General features: G+C 34.7%; 19 protein-coding genes. All 19 read right to left on the reverse strand.

All coding sequences use genetic code 11. The features are described 5' to 3' along the window. Positions 1–148: 148 nt before the first annotated feature. The 19 genes from nreC to KI230_RS12110 all read right to left on the reverse strand — a co-directional run bounded on the left by nreC (position 149) and on the right by KI230_RS12110 (position 18948). On the reverse strand, positions 149–802 hold the full coding sequence (gene nreC / locus KI230_RS12025) for a nitrate respiration regulation response regulator NreC (RefSeq protein ID WP_000706314.1): 654 nt from the start codon (positions 800–802) through the stop codon (positions 149–151). A gap of 22 nt (positions 803–824) precedes the next feature. Next, complete coding sequence (nreB, locus tag KI230_RS12030) at positions 825–1859, reverse strand: nitrate respiration regulation sensor histidine kinase NreB (protein ID WP_000606546.1); 1035 nt, start codon at positions 1857–1859, stop codon at positions 825–827. A 23-nt stretch (positions 1860–1882) separates the two neighbouring features. After that, positions 1883–2335 carry a nitrate respiration regulation accessory nitrate sensor NreA gene (gene nreA, locus KI230_RS12035; protein WP_000186933.1) on the reverse strand — a complete coding sequence of 151 codons (453 nt, stop codon included), beginning with the start codon at positions 2333–2335 and terminating at the stop codon, positions 1883–1885. Positions 2336–2354: 19 nt separating this feature from the next. Further along, entirely contained in the window at positions 2355–3032 is a 678-nt protein-coding gene (gene narI, locus KI230_RS12040; RefSeq protein ID WP_000934155.1) for a respiratory nitrate reductase subunit gamma, read from the reverse strand. Then, complete coding sequence (narJ, locus tag KI230_RS12045) at positions 3025–3600, reverse strand: nitrate reductase molybdenum cofactor assembly chaperone (protein ID WP_000606771.1); 576 nt, start codon at positions 3598–3600, stop codon at positions 3025–3027. The genes narI and narJ overlap by 8 nt, the downstream gene beginning before the upstream one ends. Beyond that, positions 3593–5152, reverse strand: a complete 1560-nt coding sequence (gene narH, locus KI230_RS12050) for a nitrate reductase subunit beta (protein ID WP_000692645.1) — start codon at positions 5150–5152, stop codon at positions 3593–3595. The genes narJ and narH overlap by 8 nt, the downstream gene beginning before the upstream one ends. Next, on the reverse strand, positions 5142–8831 hold the full coding sequence (locus tag KI230_RS12055; protein WP_000514385.1) for a nitrate reductase subunit alpha: 3690 nt from the start codon (positions 8829–8831) through the stop codon (positions 5142–5144). The genes narH and KI230_RS12055 overlap by 11 nt, the downstream gene beginning before the upstream one ends. Before the next feature lie 308 nt (positions 8832–9139). Next, entirely contained in the window at positions 9140–10117 is a 978-nt protein-coding gene (cobA, locus tag KI230_RS12060) for a uroporphyrinogen-III C-methyltransferase (RefSeq protein ID WP_045177656.1), read from the reverse strand. Beyond that, positions 10108–10422, reverse strand: coding sequence for a nitrite reductase small subunit NirD (nirD, locus tag KI230_RS12065; RefSeq protein WP_000448220.1), 315 nt, complete (start codon positions 10420–10422; stop codon positions 10108–10110). The genes cobA and nirD overlap by 10 nt, the downstream gene beginning before the upstream one ends. 3 nt (positions 10423–10425) lie before the next feature. Then, entirely contained in the window at positions 10426–12831 is a 2406-nt protein-coding gene (nirB, locus tag KI230_RS12070; RefSeq protein ID WP_001118725.1) for a nitrite reductase large subunit NirB, read from the reverse strand. A 65-nt stretch (positions 12832–12896) separates the two neighbouring features. Then, entirely contained in the window at positions 12897–13628 is a 732-nt protein-coding gene (locus tag KI230_RS12075; RefSeq protein ID WP_001014062.1) for a sirohydrochlorin chelatase, read from the reverse strand. Between the two features lie 229 nt (positions 13629–13857). Beyond that, complete coding sequence (locus KI230_RS12080) at positions 13858–14394, reverse strand: GNAT family N-acetyltransferase (protein ID WP_000169317.1); 537 nt, start codon at positions 14392–14394, stop codon at positions 13858–13860. A 232-nt stretch (positions 14395–14626) separates the two neighbouring features. Beyond that, positions 14627–15451 (reverse strand): formate/nitrite transporter family protein, encoded by an 825-nt coding sequence (locus tag KI230_RS12085; protein ID WP_045177662.1) that lies wholly within the window; start codon positions 15449–15451, stop codon positions 14627–14629. Positions 15452–15667: 216 nt separating this feature from the next. Continuing rightward, the gene (locus KI230_RS12090) at positions 15668–15850 is read right to left on the reverse strand and encodes a hypothetical protein (RefSeq protein ID WP_000230294.1); all 183 of its coding nucleotides are present in this window, start codon (positions 15848–15850) and stop codon (positions 15668–15670) included. A gap of 83 nt (positions 15851–15933) precedes the next feature. Beyond that, positions 15934–16401 carry an SRPBCC family protein gene (locus tag KI230_RS12095; RefSeq protein ID WP_000153346.1) on the reverse strand — a complete coding sequence of 156 codons (468 nt, stop codon included), beginning with the start codon at positions 16399–16401 and terminating at the stop codon, positions 15934–15936. A 185-nt stretch (positions 16402–16586) separates the two neighbouring features. Continuing rightward, complete coding sequence (gene adcA, locus KI230_RS12100; protein ID WP_045177665.1) at positions 16587–18137, reverse strand: zinc ABC transporter substrate-binding lipoprotein AdcA; 1551 nt, start codon at positions 18135–18137, stop codon at positions 16587–16589. 187 nt (positions 18138–18324) lie between these two features. Further along, complete coding sequence (locus KI230_RS13805) at positions 18325–18396, reverse strand: hypothetical protein (protein ID WP_223200558.1); 72 nt, start codon at positions 18394–18396, stop codon at positions 18325–18327. A 34-nt stretch (positions 18397–18430) separates the two neighbouring features. Next, the gene (locus tag KI230_RS12105) at positions 18431–18697 is read right to left on the reverse strand and encodes a Txe/YoeB family addiction module toxin (RefSeq protein WP_000113262.1); all 267 of its coding nucleotides are present in this window, start codon (positions 18695–18697) and stop codon (positions 18431–18433) included. Continuing rightward, positions 18697–18948: a type II toxin-antitoxin system Phd/YefM family antitoxin gene (locus tag KI230_RS12110; RefSeq protein ID WP_000584499.1), complete on the reverse strand. Its 252-nt coding sequence runs from the start codon at positions 18946–18948 to the stop codon at positions 18697–18699. Before KI230_RS12110 ends, KI230_RS12105 begins: the two co-directional genes overlap by 1 nt. Positions 18949–19055 lie beyond the last annotated feature (107 nt).

Consider the following 19055-nt stretch of genomic DNA (forward strand, 5'->3'; position numbering starts at 1 on the left):
TTTGCAAAGCGAATTAGTATAGGTTACCGAAAGGAGAAGGATTAAGTTCCATTCGATTTATAAAAAATATATTTCGAAACATACAAAAGCGCCAGAAGATAATCATTTCCTCTCGCGCTTTTATACTGAATTATATTAATTTCAAACTCTAAAACTCTAATAATTTCTTTTTCAATGCATATTCAACTAGCTCAGGTTTACTCTTTAAGCCAAGCTTTGTCATAATATGCGTCTTATGTGCTTCTACTGTTTTCACAGATACAAATAATTTCTCTGCAATTTCTTTATTCCCGTAACCTTTGGCAATAAGTGGCAATATTTCTAGTTCTCGTTTTGATAAGATTTTAAAAGGATCTGATGTGTTTGCAGTGTCCTGATTTGAATTAGATACAAATTCATTCACTAAAGATGTTGTAAGTTTCATATCTACATATGTTTCACCTTTATATACAGTTCGAATAGCTAACAATAATTGTTCATCAGGTGCATTTTTCAATATGTAACCTTTCGCACCATTACGCAACACATGGAACAAATACTCCTCATCATCAAACATTGTTAGTATTAGTATTTTAGTTTCAGGAAAACTGTCAGCAATTTTACTCGTAGCGATAAGACCTGACTCACCTGGTGGCATACTTAAATCCATTAGTAACACATCAGGTTTATATTCCATTACTTTTTGGTAAGCTTCGACGCCATCTGCAGCCGTTGCAACAACTTCCATATCATTTTGATAATTTAAAATCATAGAGAACCCCGTACGGACAACAGCGTGATCATCGGCAATGACTATTTTCAATTTTATTCCCCCAATGTATGTTTCAAATTGGAATGTTCAATGTAACATTGGTACCCTCACCAATTTTCGTTTCAATATTGACGCTACCGCTGACTAACTCAGCTCGCTCATTCATTCCATATAAACCGAGTCCAGAACCTTTAGGCTTAGAACTTGGATCAAAACCATTTCCCGCATCTATCACTTCTGCTACCAAATGGCGCCCAGTTTGACGGATACCTACATTTATTTCATTTACATCAGCGTATTTCAACGCATTTAGAATAGCTTCTTGTACTACTCGATAAACAACCGTTTCAATATCACTATCAAAGCGGGTATTTTTAATATTTGATGTATATATGATTTTTATTCCATAATTTTCTTCAAACTGTTTAAAATATGATTTAAAAGCTGCTTCAAGGCCTAGATCATCCAAAGAAGCGGGTCTTAATTCAACCGACATATTACGTATATCATCAATTAATTTAGCGACAATATATTCAATATTTTCTGCGTCTTCCAAAAGCTTAGTTGTATCTTCTTGATATTTTAATAATCTCAATTGAACATCTACATTGAGCATTTCTTGAATCACACTATCATGTAACTCTCTTGAAATTCGCTTTCTTTCATTTTCTTGGGCTGAGATTGTTTTACGCATCATACGTTGTTGATGTAATTTCTCTTGCTGTTCAATTTGTGATGAAACATTTTGAAGCGTAAATGCATGAATTCCCCTGTCTTGATCAATCAACTGATATGTTGCTGTAAATGGCATCACTTTTTGATCTTTCGTCTTCATAAATACTTGGAAATTCGTAGCTTGTACTTGCATCGATTCTAAGAAACAGTCTTTACATGATTGTACATCATAGGCATTTGTATACCCTTCACATCTGTGACAAATCGCATTCGCCACAGCACTGTAATTATCTTCTTCAGATAATATATCTTTAGCAGCATCATTCATTGCAATAATTTTGCCGTTATCATCAGCAAAAACTATCTTTTCGATTGAATGCTCATAATATTTTTTCAATAAAGTATCTAACTGTATACTGTCCTCATTAATCATGACTTACACCCTAATTCATCTCATTATTTATCATCATTGAAAATACCAAACTTACGTTGAATATCATCATTATCAAATATTTTTGGTAAAGGACGACCATCTCTTTGACCAAATAATAGTACGCCATACACTTGATTCTTATACCAAAGCGGCACTGCTAAAACTGCTGTTAATGATTCGCTCAATAAAATTGGATAGTCAATCTTTTCTTCAGGCCCTAAAGCTAAACCAACATTGGCTATTACCATACGCTTTCCTGTTTTCATAACAGTTCCAGCTAATCCACGACCTTTTCTTAAAATAATCAATTTAAATCGATTATTTTTATTACCTGAAACATAGTGCCATTTTATTGGAGATGATGGTTTGTTAGATTCATAGAAAGCGATTGCCGCAAAATCATAACCCTCTTCTTTGCGTATTTTATCTAATGTCTCTTGAAATCTACGATCTTCAATTATTGCTTCTGGTGTCAAATCCTTTCACCTCTTATGCTTACACTTTATTCTTACGGTAAATAATATATCTGCGATTTATATATGTCAAAGGTACACTCCAAACATGTACCAAACGTGTAAATGGCCAACAAGCCATAATAGTGAAACCTAACAATATATGCATTTTAAATGCAATCGGCACACCACTCATCAATGACGCATCTGGTTTTAACATAAATAATTGTCTAAACCAAATTGATAATGAAGTTCTGTAGTTAAAATCTGGATGTTGTATATTGGTTACTAATGTTGCGTAACATCCCATAAATACGATAAGTAATAATAAGAAATTTACAAATATATCCGACGCTGAACTTAATCTTCGAATACTTTTCGTAGTAACACGTCTCGCTGTTAATAAAAACATCCCTATCAAAGTTATTATACCAAAGATGCTACCAATATAAACAGCGCCTATATGATATAAATGCTCAGACACACCCACTGCATCCATCCATGATTTCGGTATTAACAATCCAACTACGTGTCCAAAAAACACTGGAATAATACCTAAGTGAAATAATAAACTTCCCCACATCAATCTTTTTCTTTCTATTAGTTCACTAGATTTAGCTGTCCAAGAAAATTTATCATAACGATAACGTGCAATATGACCTGCGACAAAGACAACTAAACATAAATACGGAAATATAACCCATAAAAACTGATTAAGCATGATGTTTCACTCCTTTTGGTGATGTCAAACATAATTTCAATGTTTTTCTAAGTGCTTGAATCACATAGGCATATGGATTGTTATCTTCACCAAGTGCATTCGCCATCACATATGTTCCATCCTCAATAATCATAATGATTAATTGAATATTCTCTTCAGCTCTTGGATCATTTCGCCATTCTGCCACTTGCAAAAATTGAAGCATCAACGGTAGATAATCAGAAAGTTCATTATCTACCATTTCTAGTCCAAACATTTCATATAATACCTTTAATTTAGCTAACATTTGCCCACGTTCTTTTTGCGTATCAAATTTGTTATACGTCATATATAATGGTGCTTTTTTCGTAAAATCAAATGTATCTGTATAAATCGCTTTGATTTCTGATAATGAAAATGTCATCATTACATTTCTAAATGCTACTAAATCTTCATATGCTGGATGATCTGTCGAAATTGTTTCTTCAAAAGTTTTTGGATGAAAAGTTAATTTTTCTGGAAAGCATAACTGTTGTGCCATATATCCAAAACTTTCTTGATATTTTTTAAAATTATCGAAATTAATCACGGAAAATCCCTCCATAGAAATTCTCATTATAAATTTCTTGACCAGTTTTCCCTGAACCTACTGCAACGCCACAGCCTTCACAGTTATCTCCAAAATGCTCGCCGCCGTAATTGTATCCTGTACTACCTTGTGCGTGATACGTATCTAAATAGGTTTCTTTGTGTGATGTTGGAATAACAAATCGATCTTCATATTTAGCTAGTCCTAATAAACGATACATGTCTTTAGTTTGGCGCTCGGTTATACCTAATCGCTCTAATCGAGACGTGTCAAATGGCTGTTGAGTAACTTGAGATCTCATATAACTTCTCATCATTGCCATACGTTGTAGGGCTCCTTTTACTGGCTCTGTATCTCCTGCAGTGAAAATATTAGCTAAGTATTCAATAGGTAAACGCATTTCTTCAATGGCTGGGAAAATCGCATCTGGATTTTGAGTTGTATTTTTACCTTCAAAATAGCTCATAATTGGGCTAAGTGGTGGGCAATACCAAACCATCGGCATCGTTCTAAATTCAGGATGTAACGGAAATGCAAGTTTATATTCAATTGCTAACTTATAAATAGGAGAGTTTTGTGCAGCTTCAATCCAATCATAACCAATACCATCTTTTTCAGCTTGAGCAATGACTTCTTCGTCAAATGGATTTAAGAATATATCTAATTGTTTTTCGTATAAATCTTTCTCGTCTACTGCTGAAGCCGCTTCATGAACTCGATCTGCATCATATAATAAAACACCTAAGTAACGCATACGTCCTGTACAAGTTTCAGAGCATACCGTAGGCATACCCGCCTCGATTCTCGGGAAACAGAATGTACACTTTTCAGCTTTGTTCGTTTTCCAATTGAAGTAAACTTTCTTATATGGACAACCTGTCATACAGTAACGCCATCCACGACATGCGTCTTGGTCAACTAATACAATGCCATCTTCATCACGTTTATACATAGCACCTGAAGGACACGATGCAACGCAACTTGGATTCAAGCAATGTTCACATAAACGTGGTAAATACATCATAAAAGTTTCGTCAAATTGGAATTTAATATCTTCTTCTATTTTTTGGATGTTAGGATCTTTTGGACCTGTAACATGACCACCTGCTAAGTCATCTTCCCAGTTAGGTCCCCATTCAATTTCAATGTTATCCCCTGTAATTTCTGAATACGCTCTAGCAACTGGCGAATGCTTCCCTGATTTCGCAGTTGTTAAATGTTCATAATTATAGTTCCATGGCTCATAATAATCTTTAATTAATGGCATATCTGGGTTATAAAAAATTTTACCTAAAGCAATTTTTGAAATTCTACTTCCAGATTTTAATTCAAGTTTCCCTTTACGATTTAGTACCCAACCACCTTTGTAGTGTTCTTGGTCTTCCCAACGTTTCGGATACCCTACACCTGGCTTCGTTTCTACGTTGTTGAACCACATGTACTCAGCACCTGGACGATTTGTCCAAGTGTTTTTACATGTCACACTACACGTATGGCATCCTATGCATTTATCTAAATTTAATACCATCGCAACTTGCGCTTTAATCTTCAAGCCAATTAACCTCCTTCATCTTTCTAACTGCTACATATAAATCCCTTTGGTTCCCAATTGGTCCATAATAATTAAAGTGATAACTAATTTGTGCGTATCCTCCGACTAGTTGTGTTGGTTTCAAATGGATTCTAGTCGGCGCGTTGTGTGAACCACCACGTGTATCTGTAATTTCTGACCCAGGCGTTTGAATATGTTTATCTTGTGCATGATACATAAACATTGTACCTTTAGGCATACGATGCGAAATAACTGCTCTTGCCGTTACAACACCATTACGGTTATACACTTCTAGCCAATCATTATCTTGGATATCGTGTTTTTCAGCATCTTCATTTGATATCCAAACCGTTGGACCACCTCTAAATAGTGTCAACATATGCTTATTATCTTGATACATTGAGTGTATATTCCATTTTCCATGAGGCGTTAAATAACGCAGTACCAAAGCATCTGTACCACCTTTAATTTTCTTATCTCTATTCCCAAATACCATTGGCGGCAATGTCGGTTTATATACTGGTAAGCTCTCCCCAAATTGTTGGAAAACTTCGTGATCCACATAATAACTTTGACGTCCTGTTAATGTTCTAAAAGGTACTAGACGTTCTATATTCGTTGTAAATGGTGAATATCGTCGACCTTGTTTATTTGAACCTGGGAATACTGCTGTCGGTATTACTTCTCGTGGTTGTGAAGTTATATTTAAAAACGAAATTTTCTCAGCAGCGCGTTCGCTAGAAATATCTTTTAACGGCATTCCAGTTTGTTCTTCGAGATCTTCATATGATTTTTGTGATAATTTACCATTCGTAGCAGATGAAATACTTAGTATTGCATCAGCTACATTACGTGCTGTATCAATACGTGGACGATTCGCTCTCACAGAATCATCATTTGTATCACTCCACGTACCTAACATACTTTTTAATTCTTCATATTGTTCACTGACACCGAAACTTACACCATGTGCTCCAACTTTCCCTTTTTCAAGTACAGGACCAAGCGTGACATATTTGTCGTAAATTTTAGTGTAGTCGCGTTCTACAATTGCAAAGTTAGGCATTGTACGTCCAGGTACCGCTTCAATTTCACCCTTCGACCAATCTTTCACTACGCCGTATGGTGTTGAAATTTCTTGCTTTGTATCATGACTAAGCGGAGTTGTCACAACATCTTTAAACGTTCCAGGTAAATAGTCTTTTGCCATTTCTGAAAATGCTTTTGCCAACGTTTTATAAATATCCCAGTCTGAACGCGATTCCCATAATGGATCAATAGCTGGATTAAAAGGATGTACATATGGATGCATATCTGTAGATGATAAATCATGCTTCTCATACCAAGTCGCTGCTGGCAATACAATGTCAGAATATAAAGGTGTTGCTGTCATTCTGAAATCTAAAGAAACGACTAAATCTAATTTCCCTGTTGTTTCCTCACGCCACGTAATTTCTTCTGGCTTTTCATCTTCATTTGGTGTAGCTAATAAACCTGATTTTGTGCCAAGTAAATGCTTCATAAAGTATTCTTGACCTTTTGCAGAACTTGAGATTAGATTTGAGCGCCATATAAACAGTGATTTCGGATGATTCTTTTTCAAATCCGGATCTTCTATCGCAAATTGCGTTTGTTTTGACTTAACTTCATCTATCGCGCGTTTTAAAATTGCCTCATTCGACTCAATGCCTTCATCTTTAGCTTCTTCTGCAAACAACAAACTATTTTTATTAAATTGTGGATATGATGGTAACCAACCAAGTCTAGCTGCTAAAACATTATAATCAGCTGGATGTTGATGCTTTAACTCCTCTGTTTTAGCTAATGGAGATTTTAAACGATCTACATTTGACTCTTCATATTTCCATTGGTCTGTTGCAAAATAGAACCAACTTGTTCCGTTTTGCAAACGTGGTGGTCCTTGCCAGTCTTTCGCAAATGCGACAGTACTCCATCCTTCAATCGGACGACATTTTTCTTGTCCCACATAGTGAGCCCAACCGCCACCATTCACACCTTGACAGCCACATAACATAACTAAGTTTAAGATTGAACGATAAATCGTATCTGAGTTAAACCAATGGTTAATACCCGCACCCATGATAATCATTGAACGCCCTTCAGTATCGATAGCGTTTTGCGCAAATTCTTTCGCTACTTGAATGACAACACTTTGTTTTACGCCTGAAATGGCTTCTTGCCAAGCAGGTGTATATTTTGATTCTGCATCGTCGTATCCTTTTGATTCTAATTTATGATCAAAACGACGTACGCCATATTGACTTGCCATTAAATCAAAAATTGTAGCAATACGGACTTTGTCACCATTTGCTAAAGTGACTTGTCGAGTTGGAATTGGACGATTGAATATCCCATCTCCATCACTATCAAAGTATGGGAATTGAATTGTTTCTAATTCGTATCCACCTTCTGTCATTGATAATGTAGGGTTAATTTTAGAACCATCTTCTGTTTCTAGTTTTAAGTTCCACTTCTTACCTTCTTCCCAACGTTGACCCATTGTGCCATTAGGTACTACTAAACTATCGCTGATTGCATCATGAATAACTGGCTTCCATTCGCCTTGCTCTGTTGTTTGACCTAAGTCACTCGCTCTTAAAAATCGACCCGCTTTATATCCGTTTTCATCTTCATCCAGCATGATAATAAACGGCATATCTGTATATTGTTTGGCGTAATTTATAAAGCGTTCATTAGGTTGATTAACATAATGTTCTTGTAAAATAACATGCGTCATTGCTTGTGCAATTGCAGCATCTGAACCAGGATTCGGTGCTAGCCAGTTATCTGCAAATTTCACATTTTCTGCGTAATCTGGTGCTACTGAAATGACTTTTGTACCTTTATAGCGGACTTCAGTCATAAAATGTGCATCCGGAGTACGTGTTAAAGGTACATTAGACCCCCACATAATAATGTATGATGCGTTATACCAGTCGCTTGATTCAGGCACATCTGTTTGCTCTCCCCAAATTTGTGGAGAGGCAGGTGGTAAATCTGCATACCAGTCATAAAAACTAAGCATTTCACCACCAAGCAAATTGATGAATCGAGCACCTGCTGCATAACTAATCATTGACATCGCTGGAATAGGTGTAAATCCTGCGATTCGATCTGGACCATATTTTTTTATTGTATACAGTAATTGTGCTGCGATTATCTCTGTAACGTCTTTCCAATTTGAACGCACGTGCCCTCCCATACCTCGGGCTTGCTTATATTGTTTGGCTTTGTCTTCATTTTCAACAATAGACGCCCATGCAGCAACGCGATTACCATTGTTTTCTTCTAATGCTTCAGTCCATAAATCCCAGAGTTTTCCACGAATATATGGATATTTGATTCGAAGCGGACTGTATTCATACCAAGAGAATGACGCACCTCGTGGACATCCTCTCGGTTCGTATTCAGGCATATCCGGACCACAACTTGGATAGTCAGTTTGTTGATTTTCCCAGGTAATCACACCATTTTTCACAAATACTTTCCAAGAACATGAGCCTGTACAGTTAACACCATGTGTTGTTCTTACTTCTTTATCGTGGCTCCAACGTTCTCTGTACATTTTTTCCCATTCTCTACTTTTACTTTCTAGGATCGACCAATTCCCATTAAATTTTTCTGTTGGCTTAAAGAAATTCAATCCAAATTTTCCCATATTTATATCCTCCTACGTATAAAAATACGATGTGTAGATGTCGTGTTTTTAAATACTTTAAAATGCCCAAGACTATTGCTTTAATTAGATTGTACATTTTTTCACAAACATAAAATATTAGGGAATCACCTAATTACTTAAGGAATTTCCCTATCAATAACGGGATTTCATTGAAATAATACACAATCATGTATGGTCGTGCTTATTGCCAATCTAAATCGTTCAAATTTGGCACAACGACAAATAAGGCTTCAACACGAATATATTCTCTCGGTTGAAACCTTACTTATTCATTTATTTTTTATAAATTAGTGACATAACACTGTATTAGCATCTGCACGATCGGTTGAAATATATGTTACATTTTCTTGCTGCTTAATAAATGCATCATAGTAATCATATTGCGACGAATGATATGTGCCATTCGATGTATCATTTGGGTTTAGCAAACAGCCATAACCTTCGTCATATAAATGTTCACAGAGCATAAGGGCGTCATGTTTAGAACCACTTACTACATAAAATTGCTTCATAGAATCATATGATTTAGGAGTGTTTTCAGTATAACCAACAACTTCCCCAATAATACATATACCTGGTTTCGCCTCAATTGAATAGTGTTGCAATTTTGAAATAATATTACTTAAACGCCCCTTAACAACAAACTCGTTAAAACACGATGCTTGAAAGACAATCGCTATCGGGTAATCAATATCTGTGTATTGTTGTATCTGTGTGATAATTTTCCCTAAACGTTTTACCCCCATATAAATTGCTAACGTGCCACCATTCACTAAGGAATTGACATCCACTTCATTTTCTTCTGAATCTTTAAAGTGACCTGTAGAAAATGTCACACTTTTAGCAACTGTACGCATTGTCAAACCTGTCTGCATAGTAGCAACTGCTGCGCTCGCTGATGTCACCCCTGGTACAATTTCAAACGCAATATGATGTTCATTTAGTGTGTCGACTTCTTCTTGCACACGACCAAATATCGCTGGATCGCCACCTTTAAGTCTAACAACCTTGTTATATCGACGCGCTGCTTCCACGATACAGTCATTTATTTTTTCTTGCTGAATATGTTTTGCATACGGCTTTTTACCAACATCGATAATTTCAGTAGTCAAATTCGCATATTGTAAAATTAACGGATTCACTAATCGATCATATAGAATGACATCCGCTTCACGTATTAAACGCTCAGCCTTTTTAGTCAAATAATTCGGATTACCTGGGCCCGCACCTATCAAGTAAACCTTGCCATATTCCTCTACAGACATATATATACGTTCCCGTCTGTAACTTCTACCTCATAAACATCTACGCAACCTTCATCAGGTTCTTGAACAATACCTGTGTTTAAATCAATTTTTTGATCGTGGAGCGGGCAAAATACATATTCCCCACTCACTGTCCCTTCAGACAATGGTCCTTGTTTGTGTGGACAGATATTGTGAATCGCATGAATTTTGCCACTTTCTGTTAAAAACAATCCTACCTCTTTGTCTTTGACAATAACCTTTTTTCCAATTAGGGGTGTTAATTCATCTATAGTTGTCACTTTAATTTTTTCTTTTGTTTCCATGTATTACACCTTCTCCACTTCAAAAATTTTACGTGCTTGCGCATTGCTAGTTATTGCTTCCCAAGGTTCAGCTTCGACTGCTTTTTTAGCATCCATAATGCGTTCAAATAGTTCATTTTGTCTTTCTGGGTCAAGTAAGACTTCTTTTACATTTTCAAATCCAAGTCTTCTTAACCATGGCGCTGTTCTTTCAGCATATATACCTGTTTCGCGATAATATTGCATCAAAGCACCACATAATTTGATTACTTCATCTTCTGTTTCTACAGTTGTTAAAAATTCAGCTTTTTCAACTTCTGTACCACCATTACCACCGATATAGATTTGGAATCCATTTTCAACTGAGATAATACCAAAATCTTTAACACCTGATTCAACACAACTTCTTGGGCAGCCTGATACACCCATTTTGAATTTATGAGGTGTATCGATGTATTCAAATGTTTTTTCTAAACGAATGCCAAGTCGTGTCGTGTATTGCGTACCAAATCGACAAAACTCTTTACCAACACAGCTTTTAACTGAGCGTGTTTTCTTACCATAAGCTGATGCTGAACGCATACCTAGGTCTTCCCATATATTTGGTAATTCTTCTTTTTTAACTCCATACAAACCAACACGTTGTGAACCTGTCACTTTAACTAGTGGCACATGATATTTCTTAGCCACTTCTCCTAGACGAATCAGTTGGTCTGCATCTGTAACACCCCCACGCATTTGAGGTATAACAGAAAATGTACCATCATTTTGAATATTCGCATGGTAACGTTCGTTAGCAAATCTTGATTCTCTTTCATCTTCATGATCATGTGGATAAACCATGTTCAAATAATAGTTAATCGCAGGTCGACATTTTGGACATCCACCTTTGTTTTTAAAGTTTAAAACATGTCGAACTTCTTTAGATGTTTTTAAACCTTTCGCTCTTATTTGCGTTACTATTTGATCGCGTGTCAAATCAGTACAACCACATATACCAGCAGGTTTTGCGGCAACAAAGTCATCTCCTAAGGTGTGCTGCAATATTTGAGCAATTTGCGGTTTACATTTACCACATGAATTCCCCGCTTTTGTTTTAGCCGTTACTTCTTCAACTGTTGTAAAGCCATTTTCCGTAATCGCATTTACTATAGTACCTTTATCAACACCATTACAACCACAAATTGTTTCATCATCAGCCATATCAGCAATTGATAGCGATGCCTCTTCTCCACCTTTAGTAAGCAATGATACAAGTGTGTAATCTTCAGTGGATTCACCTTTTTTCATCATGTTATAAAAGCGTGAACCATCATCGATATCACCATATAGTACTGCACCAACTACATTACCGTCTTTTAAAAAGATTTTTTTATAGTTATTATCAACACTATTAAATATTTCAATACCTTTAATTTCTGCATTTTCTACAATTTGACCAGCACTATACAAGTCACACCCAGAAACTTTTAATGACGTAAATGTTGTTGATCCCTTGTATCCGTTCGTTTCTTTATTTGTTAAATGATCAGCTAATACTTTACCTTGTTCATATAGTGGTGCAACGAGTCCATAAACTTTGCCGTTATGTTCTGCACATTCACCAACTGCATATACATTGCTATCACTTGTTTGCATCACATCATTGACAACAATACCACGATTAACATCTAGACCTGATTCTTTGGCTACTTCTGTGTATGGTCGTATACCTACTGCCATAACAACTAAGTCTGCCGGAATCTCGCGTCCATCAGCCAATTTAACACCCTCAACATCATCTTCTCCTAAGATTTCAGTTGTGTTGGCTTGCATTTCAAACTTCATACCTTGCTTTTCTAGATCTGCTTTAAGCATATTTCCAGCTTTACGGTCTAGTTGCATTTCCATCAACCATTCAGCTAAATGTAACACCGTTACTTCCATACCTTGATCTAATAAACCACGTGCACACTCTAAACCTAGTAATCCTCCACCAATTACAATTGCTTTCTTTTTAGTCTTAGCAATGTTCATCATTTGTTCAGTATCATCAATCGTTCTCCAACCAATTACACTCGGTAATGTCGAACCTGGAACTGGAATGACGAATGCTTTAGAACCTGTCGCAAAAATCAATTTATCGTATGATACTTCAATACCATTTGCAGTAGTAACTGATTGATTTGCTCTATCTACTTCAATTACAGGATCATTTGTAATTAACTCGATACCATGTTCCTCATACCACTCATATGGATTCATAATTGTTTCTTCAACTGTCATTTTATTTTGTAAAATATTTGAAAGCATGATGCGGTTATAGTTTGGATAAGGTTCTTTACCTATTACCGTAATATCATATAAATCGTTGGCGCGCTCTAATATTTCTTCGATTGTTCGAATGCCCGCCATACCGTTACCAATCATTACTAGTTTTTGCTTTGCCATAAAATATGCCCCTTTACTCCATAATATTTATTTCAAAAAAAGGTATTAATTTTTCGTTAGTGCTTTTATATTTTCATTGGAATCATTAAGCTTTCTAATCTATCGTTAATGATTTGCTTTAAAATTGGGTCGAAGTTAATTGAAGGTGTGAAGTGTATATCTGTATTAATAACCATGTCATTCATTTGCTGCTTCACTTTGTTAACAAGTCTTCCGTCATATAAAAATAATGGTACGACAATCAATTTTTGATACCGTTTCGAGATGCTTTCTAAATCATGTGTAAAACTAATCTCTCCATATAGCGTTCTCGCATATGTCGGCTTGCTAATTTGCAAATTTTGAGCGCATATTTGTAACTCTTCGTGTGCCTTAGTAAACTTTCCATTAATATTGCCGTGTGCAACAACCATAACTCCAACTTGTTGTTCGTCACCTGCTAATGCGTCACAAATACGTTGTTCAATTAATCGTCTCATTAAAGGATGTGTGCCAAGTGGCTCGCTTACTTCTACCTTTATGTCTGGATACCGTCGTTTCATTTCATGAACGATATTCGGTATATCCTTGAGATAATGCATTGCACTAAAGATTAGCAATGGTACAATTTTAAAATGGTCAACCCCACTTTGAATCAACGTCGTCATTACCGTCTCTAAATCCTGATGCTCACTTTCTAAAAACGCAATATCATAGTGATGTATATCATCTTTTACTAATTCAGAAATAAATGCTTCTAACGCTTGATTCTGTCGTCCGTGCCTCATGCCATGTGCAACAATGATATTCCCATTCACATTTACCAACCCTTTCACACGTATTGTATACCAAATCATTTTGTTTTTGTGAAAAGAATCACATTATAATGTAAAATCAGGGAATTCCCTGATGCCTGTAGTCATGCATATTCCTTATACATTTTCCCTTTTTGTTAAATCAAAAAAAGCGACCGATATATGAATCCCTACTCAACATTTATTTGAGCAAGCATTAATATATCGGTCGCTTGTAGTGTATATTATTATCTTAAAATGGTGGTTGGCCTAATATTGTTTCGTCAAAGCGCTCGGGTATCAATACTTTGCGCATGATCACACCTAAATCGCCATCATCATTTTCATGTTCGCTGTATATTTCATAACCTCTTTTTTCATAAATTTTAAGTAACCACGGATGCAATCTTGCAGATGTACCTAAAGTAACTGCCGCTGACTTTAACGTATCTCGCAAAAATGCTTCTTCAACATAAGTAAGTAATTGGCTACCATAGCCTTTCCCTTCATACTCAGGATTTGTCGCAAACCACCAGACAAAAGGATAACCCGAAATACTTTTCACACTTCCCCAAGGATATCTAACCGTAATCGTAGATATAATTTCATCATCAATTGTCATGACAAATGTAGTATTTTTATCTATATTTTCTTTAACAGCATCTAAATTAGCATTAACCGAAGGCCAATCAATACCTAGTTCTCTTAGAGGCGTAAATGCTTCATGCATGAGTTGTTGCAATTTTTCTGCATCTTGTTCACTTGCGAGTCGAATCATCGTTTTTGTCATATTAATCCCCACTCTTTTTTAAATGATTTAACCATATTTTATTTTTAAAATAAATATCCATCAAAGTGTATCAATAAATTGATCACATGTCAGAAAGTATGCTTCATCTGAATACACCAATACTCTCATGAAACTTATTAAAAATTACTCTCTCAACGTAAAAAACCATTCAAATTCATGAATGGTTTGGAAGAATGATTCATTGTTACGCTATTTAATCACTACATCTTAATTATTGTTGCTCTAAACGATTACGCTTACCATTTAAGAAAGCATAAACGAGACCTACAAAAATACCGCCACCGACAAAGTTACCTAAGAAAGCAAAAACGATATTTTTTAAAACGTGTAACCATGAAACTGCATCAAGGTTAAAGAATACCATACCTGCATATAGACCTGCATTGAACACAACGTGCTCATATCCCATGTATACAAAGACCACGACACCACAAGCTATGAAGAATGCCTTTGTTAAGCCGCCTTTGAATTGCATAGAGATGAAAATACCAATATTAATAAAGAAGTTACAGAAAATACCTTTTGTAAAAATATTCAACCATGTTGAATCAACAGTCTTTTTCTGAACTAAAGCTGTTAAAGCTTGTGTCATTTCAGGTGTCATGACATGCGCAAATTTCATTAAGAAAAATAACACAAACCCACCTAAAATATTTCCTAAGAAACAATATAATAAAATCCAAGTCATCTTCTTAACAGAAACGACTTTATAATACCAGCCTACTGTAAAGTACATGAAGTTACTTGTTAATAATTCAGAGTTAGTTAATACAACTAAAATCAAACCTAAACTAAACGCAATGGCTCCCATTAAATTGATAAGTCCATCTACGTGAGTACTCGCAAACTGCGTCTTTATTCCGAACATAAATACAGTAACGATTGAGAGTAAAAATCCGGCCATCATTGCTTTAAGCATATATCGGCTAGGTGTTTGCTGTACCATTACTTGCTTCATTTGTACTGAAGATGATATTGAATCAACAATTGCGCCTGTTGAATATGTATCTTCAACTGTTTTCTTATTTTCTATCACAGTACTTCCCCCATTTACTTTGATCAAATAAAATTTACTTTCTAATTATATTAGTAATTCAATGTAATTGATAGTTTAAATTTCAGAAAAATCTTTTTATTCTCTCAAAAATGTAGTTTTCTTTCATAAAAACAGCGAGATAAATCACGTGATTGGCTAATATCTTTATGATTTAAGATATTACGACGCTCATTTTATCTCGCTTTATGTAAAGTATTACTTATTCTTTTTTAAATTTGAAAAGTAATGTAAACCATATGCAAATACACTGTAACCAATTGCAGTACGTAAAATAAACCTTATAACTTTATTAGGTACACATTTTGACGTTACTGAAATAGAAGATAGTAGTGTTGTGAAAATATATAATATTAAAACTTTGATATAACGTTCTACCATCGAATCATCCCTCATTTTTATAATATTACAAGATTATTATAAACCGAATGAAACAAAAAAGTTTTTACATATTTTCAACAACTTTATTTCAATAATGCATCAAGTTGATCTAAAGTTTGATTCATACCTTGTTCAACACCCATGTTTATGACTTGTTGAGCGACTTCTTTTGTTGGAAATACCGATGTTGATGTCACTGTCGTTTTCGTTGTATTGCTCTTGGAAAATGACAAAGTAATTTTCATGCTTGGCATTTTTGTATCTTTTGCACCTTGAGGTGTCGCAAATGAGTCAATATATTCAATTAAATATGGACGCTTAACCGTTTTATATTCTGCTAATGTATAGCTGGTCATTGTAGGTGTTTTAATCGCATAAAATGCATCACCACCTGAAACAGCATTAAAGCGAAACACTTTGGTACTAGCGTCTTTTGGATGAAACCATTTTTCAAATAATGCTTTTGTCGTATAGGCATCAAACACCTTTTCAATCGGTGCTTCTATCGTTCTTGAAAAAATAATTTTATTATCTTCAACTTTAATCGTCATCTTCCCACTCCCTATCTTTTATATTTACTCATCTTAACATGCATTGAGTAACATATGTTACCAAATCATTTGTTATAAACTATAGTAATATTAATCATTCCCTCTGTTGAAATTGATAACTACGAAATAAAAAACACACTCTATTCAGCTATTAACAGTTGAGTAGAGTGTGCAAACCTGTTGAATTAATGCGCTAACATTTCTTCTTTGATTTGGTCTTTATTTAATTTTGAAGGATAATATGTTGGCCAGTTATCCATTTCTTTTAATAACGCGTCATTATCATTACCCATAAAGATATGGAAGTGTTCTGCCTTTTTAGGTGCAATGTTGTGATCGCTAAATTGGATGAATTTCGGTAAGTCTTTATCATTACCATCGACCAATTTAAACATAAATCTCACGCCACGGTTACCTTTAGGATATTTCAATGTTTTCTTACCATTGTATTCATATTTACCAGTGTGTTTCTTACCATCTTTAGTAAATGTAATTTCATTTCCTTTTATATCAATGTTAGTAATATCAGTTTTATATCCTTTGTCATAATAAGCTTTTAAATCTTTAGCAGATTTCTTCGGATCATTTTCAGCTTTATGTCCCATCACTTCATCAAGCGTACCGTCTTTTAAGTAAGGGTAAACAGATTGCCATTCACCAGCATAATCGCTTAATTCACGGTCTTTAACTTGCTCATCTTTAAAATACCCATCAGAAATTGCTTTGTCATGTTTACTTTCAGCTTTGTCGTCTTTCACTTTAACACCACTGTCTAAAGCTTTACCGATATTTTCAATATTAGATTTCATTAATGATTGATACGTAATATTATCTTTTTTCTGTTGTTCTTTATTTAAAGACTCCATGTTGTAGAATTTTAAAGGCTTCGCATCTGTTTCTTTACGAATTGTTTCAGTCACTTTATTCGCAACATTATCTTCGTAAAGAATATATTTAGCATTGCTATCTCTAATTTCTTTAACAATTTTAGTTAATTCTTTTTGTGATGGATCTTCAGCATTCATGTTTTGAATACCTTTTTGAACAAAACCATAACGATCAGCTAAGTATCCAATTGATTCATGTGAAATGAATACTGCATTACCTTGCTTATCTTTTGTAACTTGCTTCATATCGTTATCAATTTTCTTAAGATCGTCGTTTAATTTTTTGTAGTTTTTCTCATAGTCATCTTTATGTTTTGGATCTTTTTTCACTAATTCATCTTTAATTTCTTTAGCGAAAGTTTGGTTAATTTTAGGATCTAACCATACGTGTGGATCATATCCACCATGATGATGATGATGTTCTTCTTTCTCATGATCATGTCCCTCATGTTCATGCTCTTCACCATGCTCGTGTTGATCAGTTAAAAGCTTTGCTTTATCTAATTTATCCTCTAAAGACAGTTTTTTATCTTTATCTTTGATAGTAGATGCAACTTTCTTAGCAACCGGATCTAAATTATCCCCTGTATACATAAACAAGTCTGACTTGCTTGCACTTAATATATCTTTTTGTGTTGGTTCATAGCTATGTAAATCTGTCCCTGCTGGATAGATTGATGATACCTTCACGTGTTTTCCACCAATTTGCTCTGCAAATGATTGCAATGGATAAACTGTCGTTTTAATTGTTACCTTGCCATCTTTATCTTTTCCATCATCATTCCCACATGCAGCTAATGATAAAGTTACGGCTGGTACAAGAAGTAACATACCTAATTTCTTTTTCATAGTCACCCTCCTAAATAGTAATCTTTACGTTTTAAAATTATATACTCATGCTACTTAAAATACAAGCACTGTTTTTATAAATAATATAAAGTCGAATCATACTTTAGGTATTTACCACTTTTCGTTTTATCTAATACATGACTATTGTACAAATATGATACAGAAAACTTTATAGTATTTACGAACGTCATAATATAAGAAAAAAGACAATCTCTATCATATTGCTAATAGAAATTGCCTTTTCATATTGTCCTAAAATAACTTACCCTATTTTTATAGTGTGACTTTTAGATTTAATAATGGTATTTACATGATGCTATTTTTATATGATTGTCATCTACTGTATAAACCAATCTATGTTCGTGATTGATACGTCTACTATAATACCCAGTCAGATTCGATTTTAACTTTTCAGGCTTACCTATACCTTCCAATGCACCATTTCTGTCAATACTTTTAAGTAACTCATTAATCTTCTTCACCATTTTTTTATCGTTCTGCTGAAAATACTTATAATCTTCAAAGGCTTGAGGCGAAAACGTAATATTTAACCTAGCCATTATACATCTATATCTTTCGTTATAGTTTTCCCACGTTCTAGATCTGCAATTGATTGAGCTAAGTGTTCAGCATTATTTGGGTTCTGTTGGAGGTAAAGTGTTTCCATCATGGAGTTATAATCTGATTCTGACATGATTACTACGTTTTTATCATCAGTAGATGTTACAGTTACCATATCACTATCATCATTTACTTTTGTCATAAGTGCCTTTAAATTCTGTCGAGCGTATGAATAATTTTTAATAATCATATTTATCGCCTCCTTTTAACACACCTCAATTGTACAAATATCTGTACAATAAAACAAGCGACACAGAAAAAAACTACTAATCAAGATTTCGCACGGGGAAGAATCAA

The sequence above is a fragment of the Staphylococcus sp. MZ3 genome, from assembly GCF_018622755.1.
Taxonomy (GTDB): Bacteria; Bacillota; Bacilli; order Staphylococcales; family Staphylococcaceae; genus Staphylococcus; species Staphylococcus aureus.

Excerpts from the sequence above, each read along its gene's own strand:
- KI230_RS12105 (WP_000113262.1), bottom strand. The coding sequence starts at position 18,697 with ATGGCTAGGTTAAATATTACGTTTTCGCCTCAAGCCTTTGAAGATTAT.
- KI230_RS12110 (WP_000584499.1), bottom strand. The coding sequence starts at position 18,948 with ATGATTATTAAAAATTATTCATACGCTCGACAGAATTTAAAGGCACTT.
- cobA (WP_045177656.1), bottom strand. The coding sequence starts at position 10,117 with ATGTCTGTAGAGGAATATGGCAAGGTTTACTTGATAGGTGCGGGCCCA.
- adcA (WP_045177665.1), bottom strand. The coding sequence starts at position 18,137 with ATGAAAAAGAAATTAGGTATGTTACTTCTTGTACCAGCCGTAACTTTA.
- narI (WP_000934155.1), bottom strand. The coding sequence starts at position 3,032 with ATGCTTAATCAGTTTTTATGGGTTATATTTCCGTATTTATGTTTAGTT.
- nirD (WP_000448220.1), bottom strand. The coding sequence starts at position 10,422 with ATGGAAACAAAAGAAAAAATTAAAGTGACAACTATAGATGAATTAACA.
- KI230_RS12090 (WP_000230294.1), bottom strand. The coding sequence starts at position 15,850 with ATGGTAGAACGTTATATCAAAGTTTTAATATTATATATTTTCACAACA.
- KI230_RS12080 (WP_000169317.1), bottom strand. The coding sequence starts at position 14,394 with ATGACAAAAACGATGATTCGACTCGCAAGTGAACAAGATGCAGAAAAA.
- KI230_RS12095 (WP_000153346.1), bottom strand. The coding sequence starts at position 16,401 with ATGACGATTAAAGTTGAAGATAATAAAATTATTTTTTCAAGAACGATA.
- KI230_RS12055 (WP_000514385.1), bottom strand. The coding sequence starts at position 8,831 with ATGGGAAAATTTGGATTGAATTTCTTTAAGCCAACAGAAAAATTTAAT.
- nirB (WP_001118725.1), bottom strand. The coding sequence starts at position 12,831 with ATGGCAAAGCAAAAACTAGTAATGATTGGTAACGGTATGGCGGGCATT.
- nreB (WP_000606546.1), bottom strand. The coding sequence starts at position 1,859 with ATGATTAATGAGGACAGTATACAGTTAGATACTTTATTGAAAAAATAT.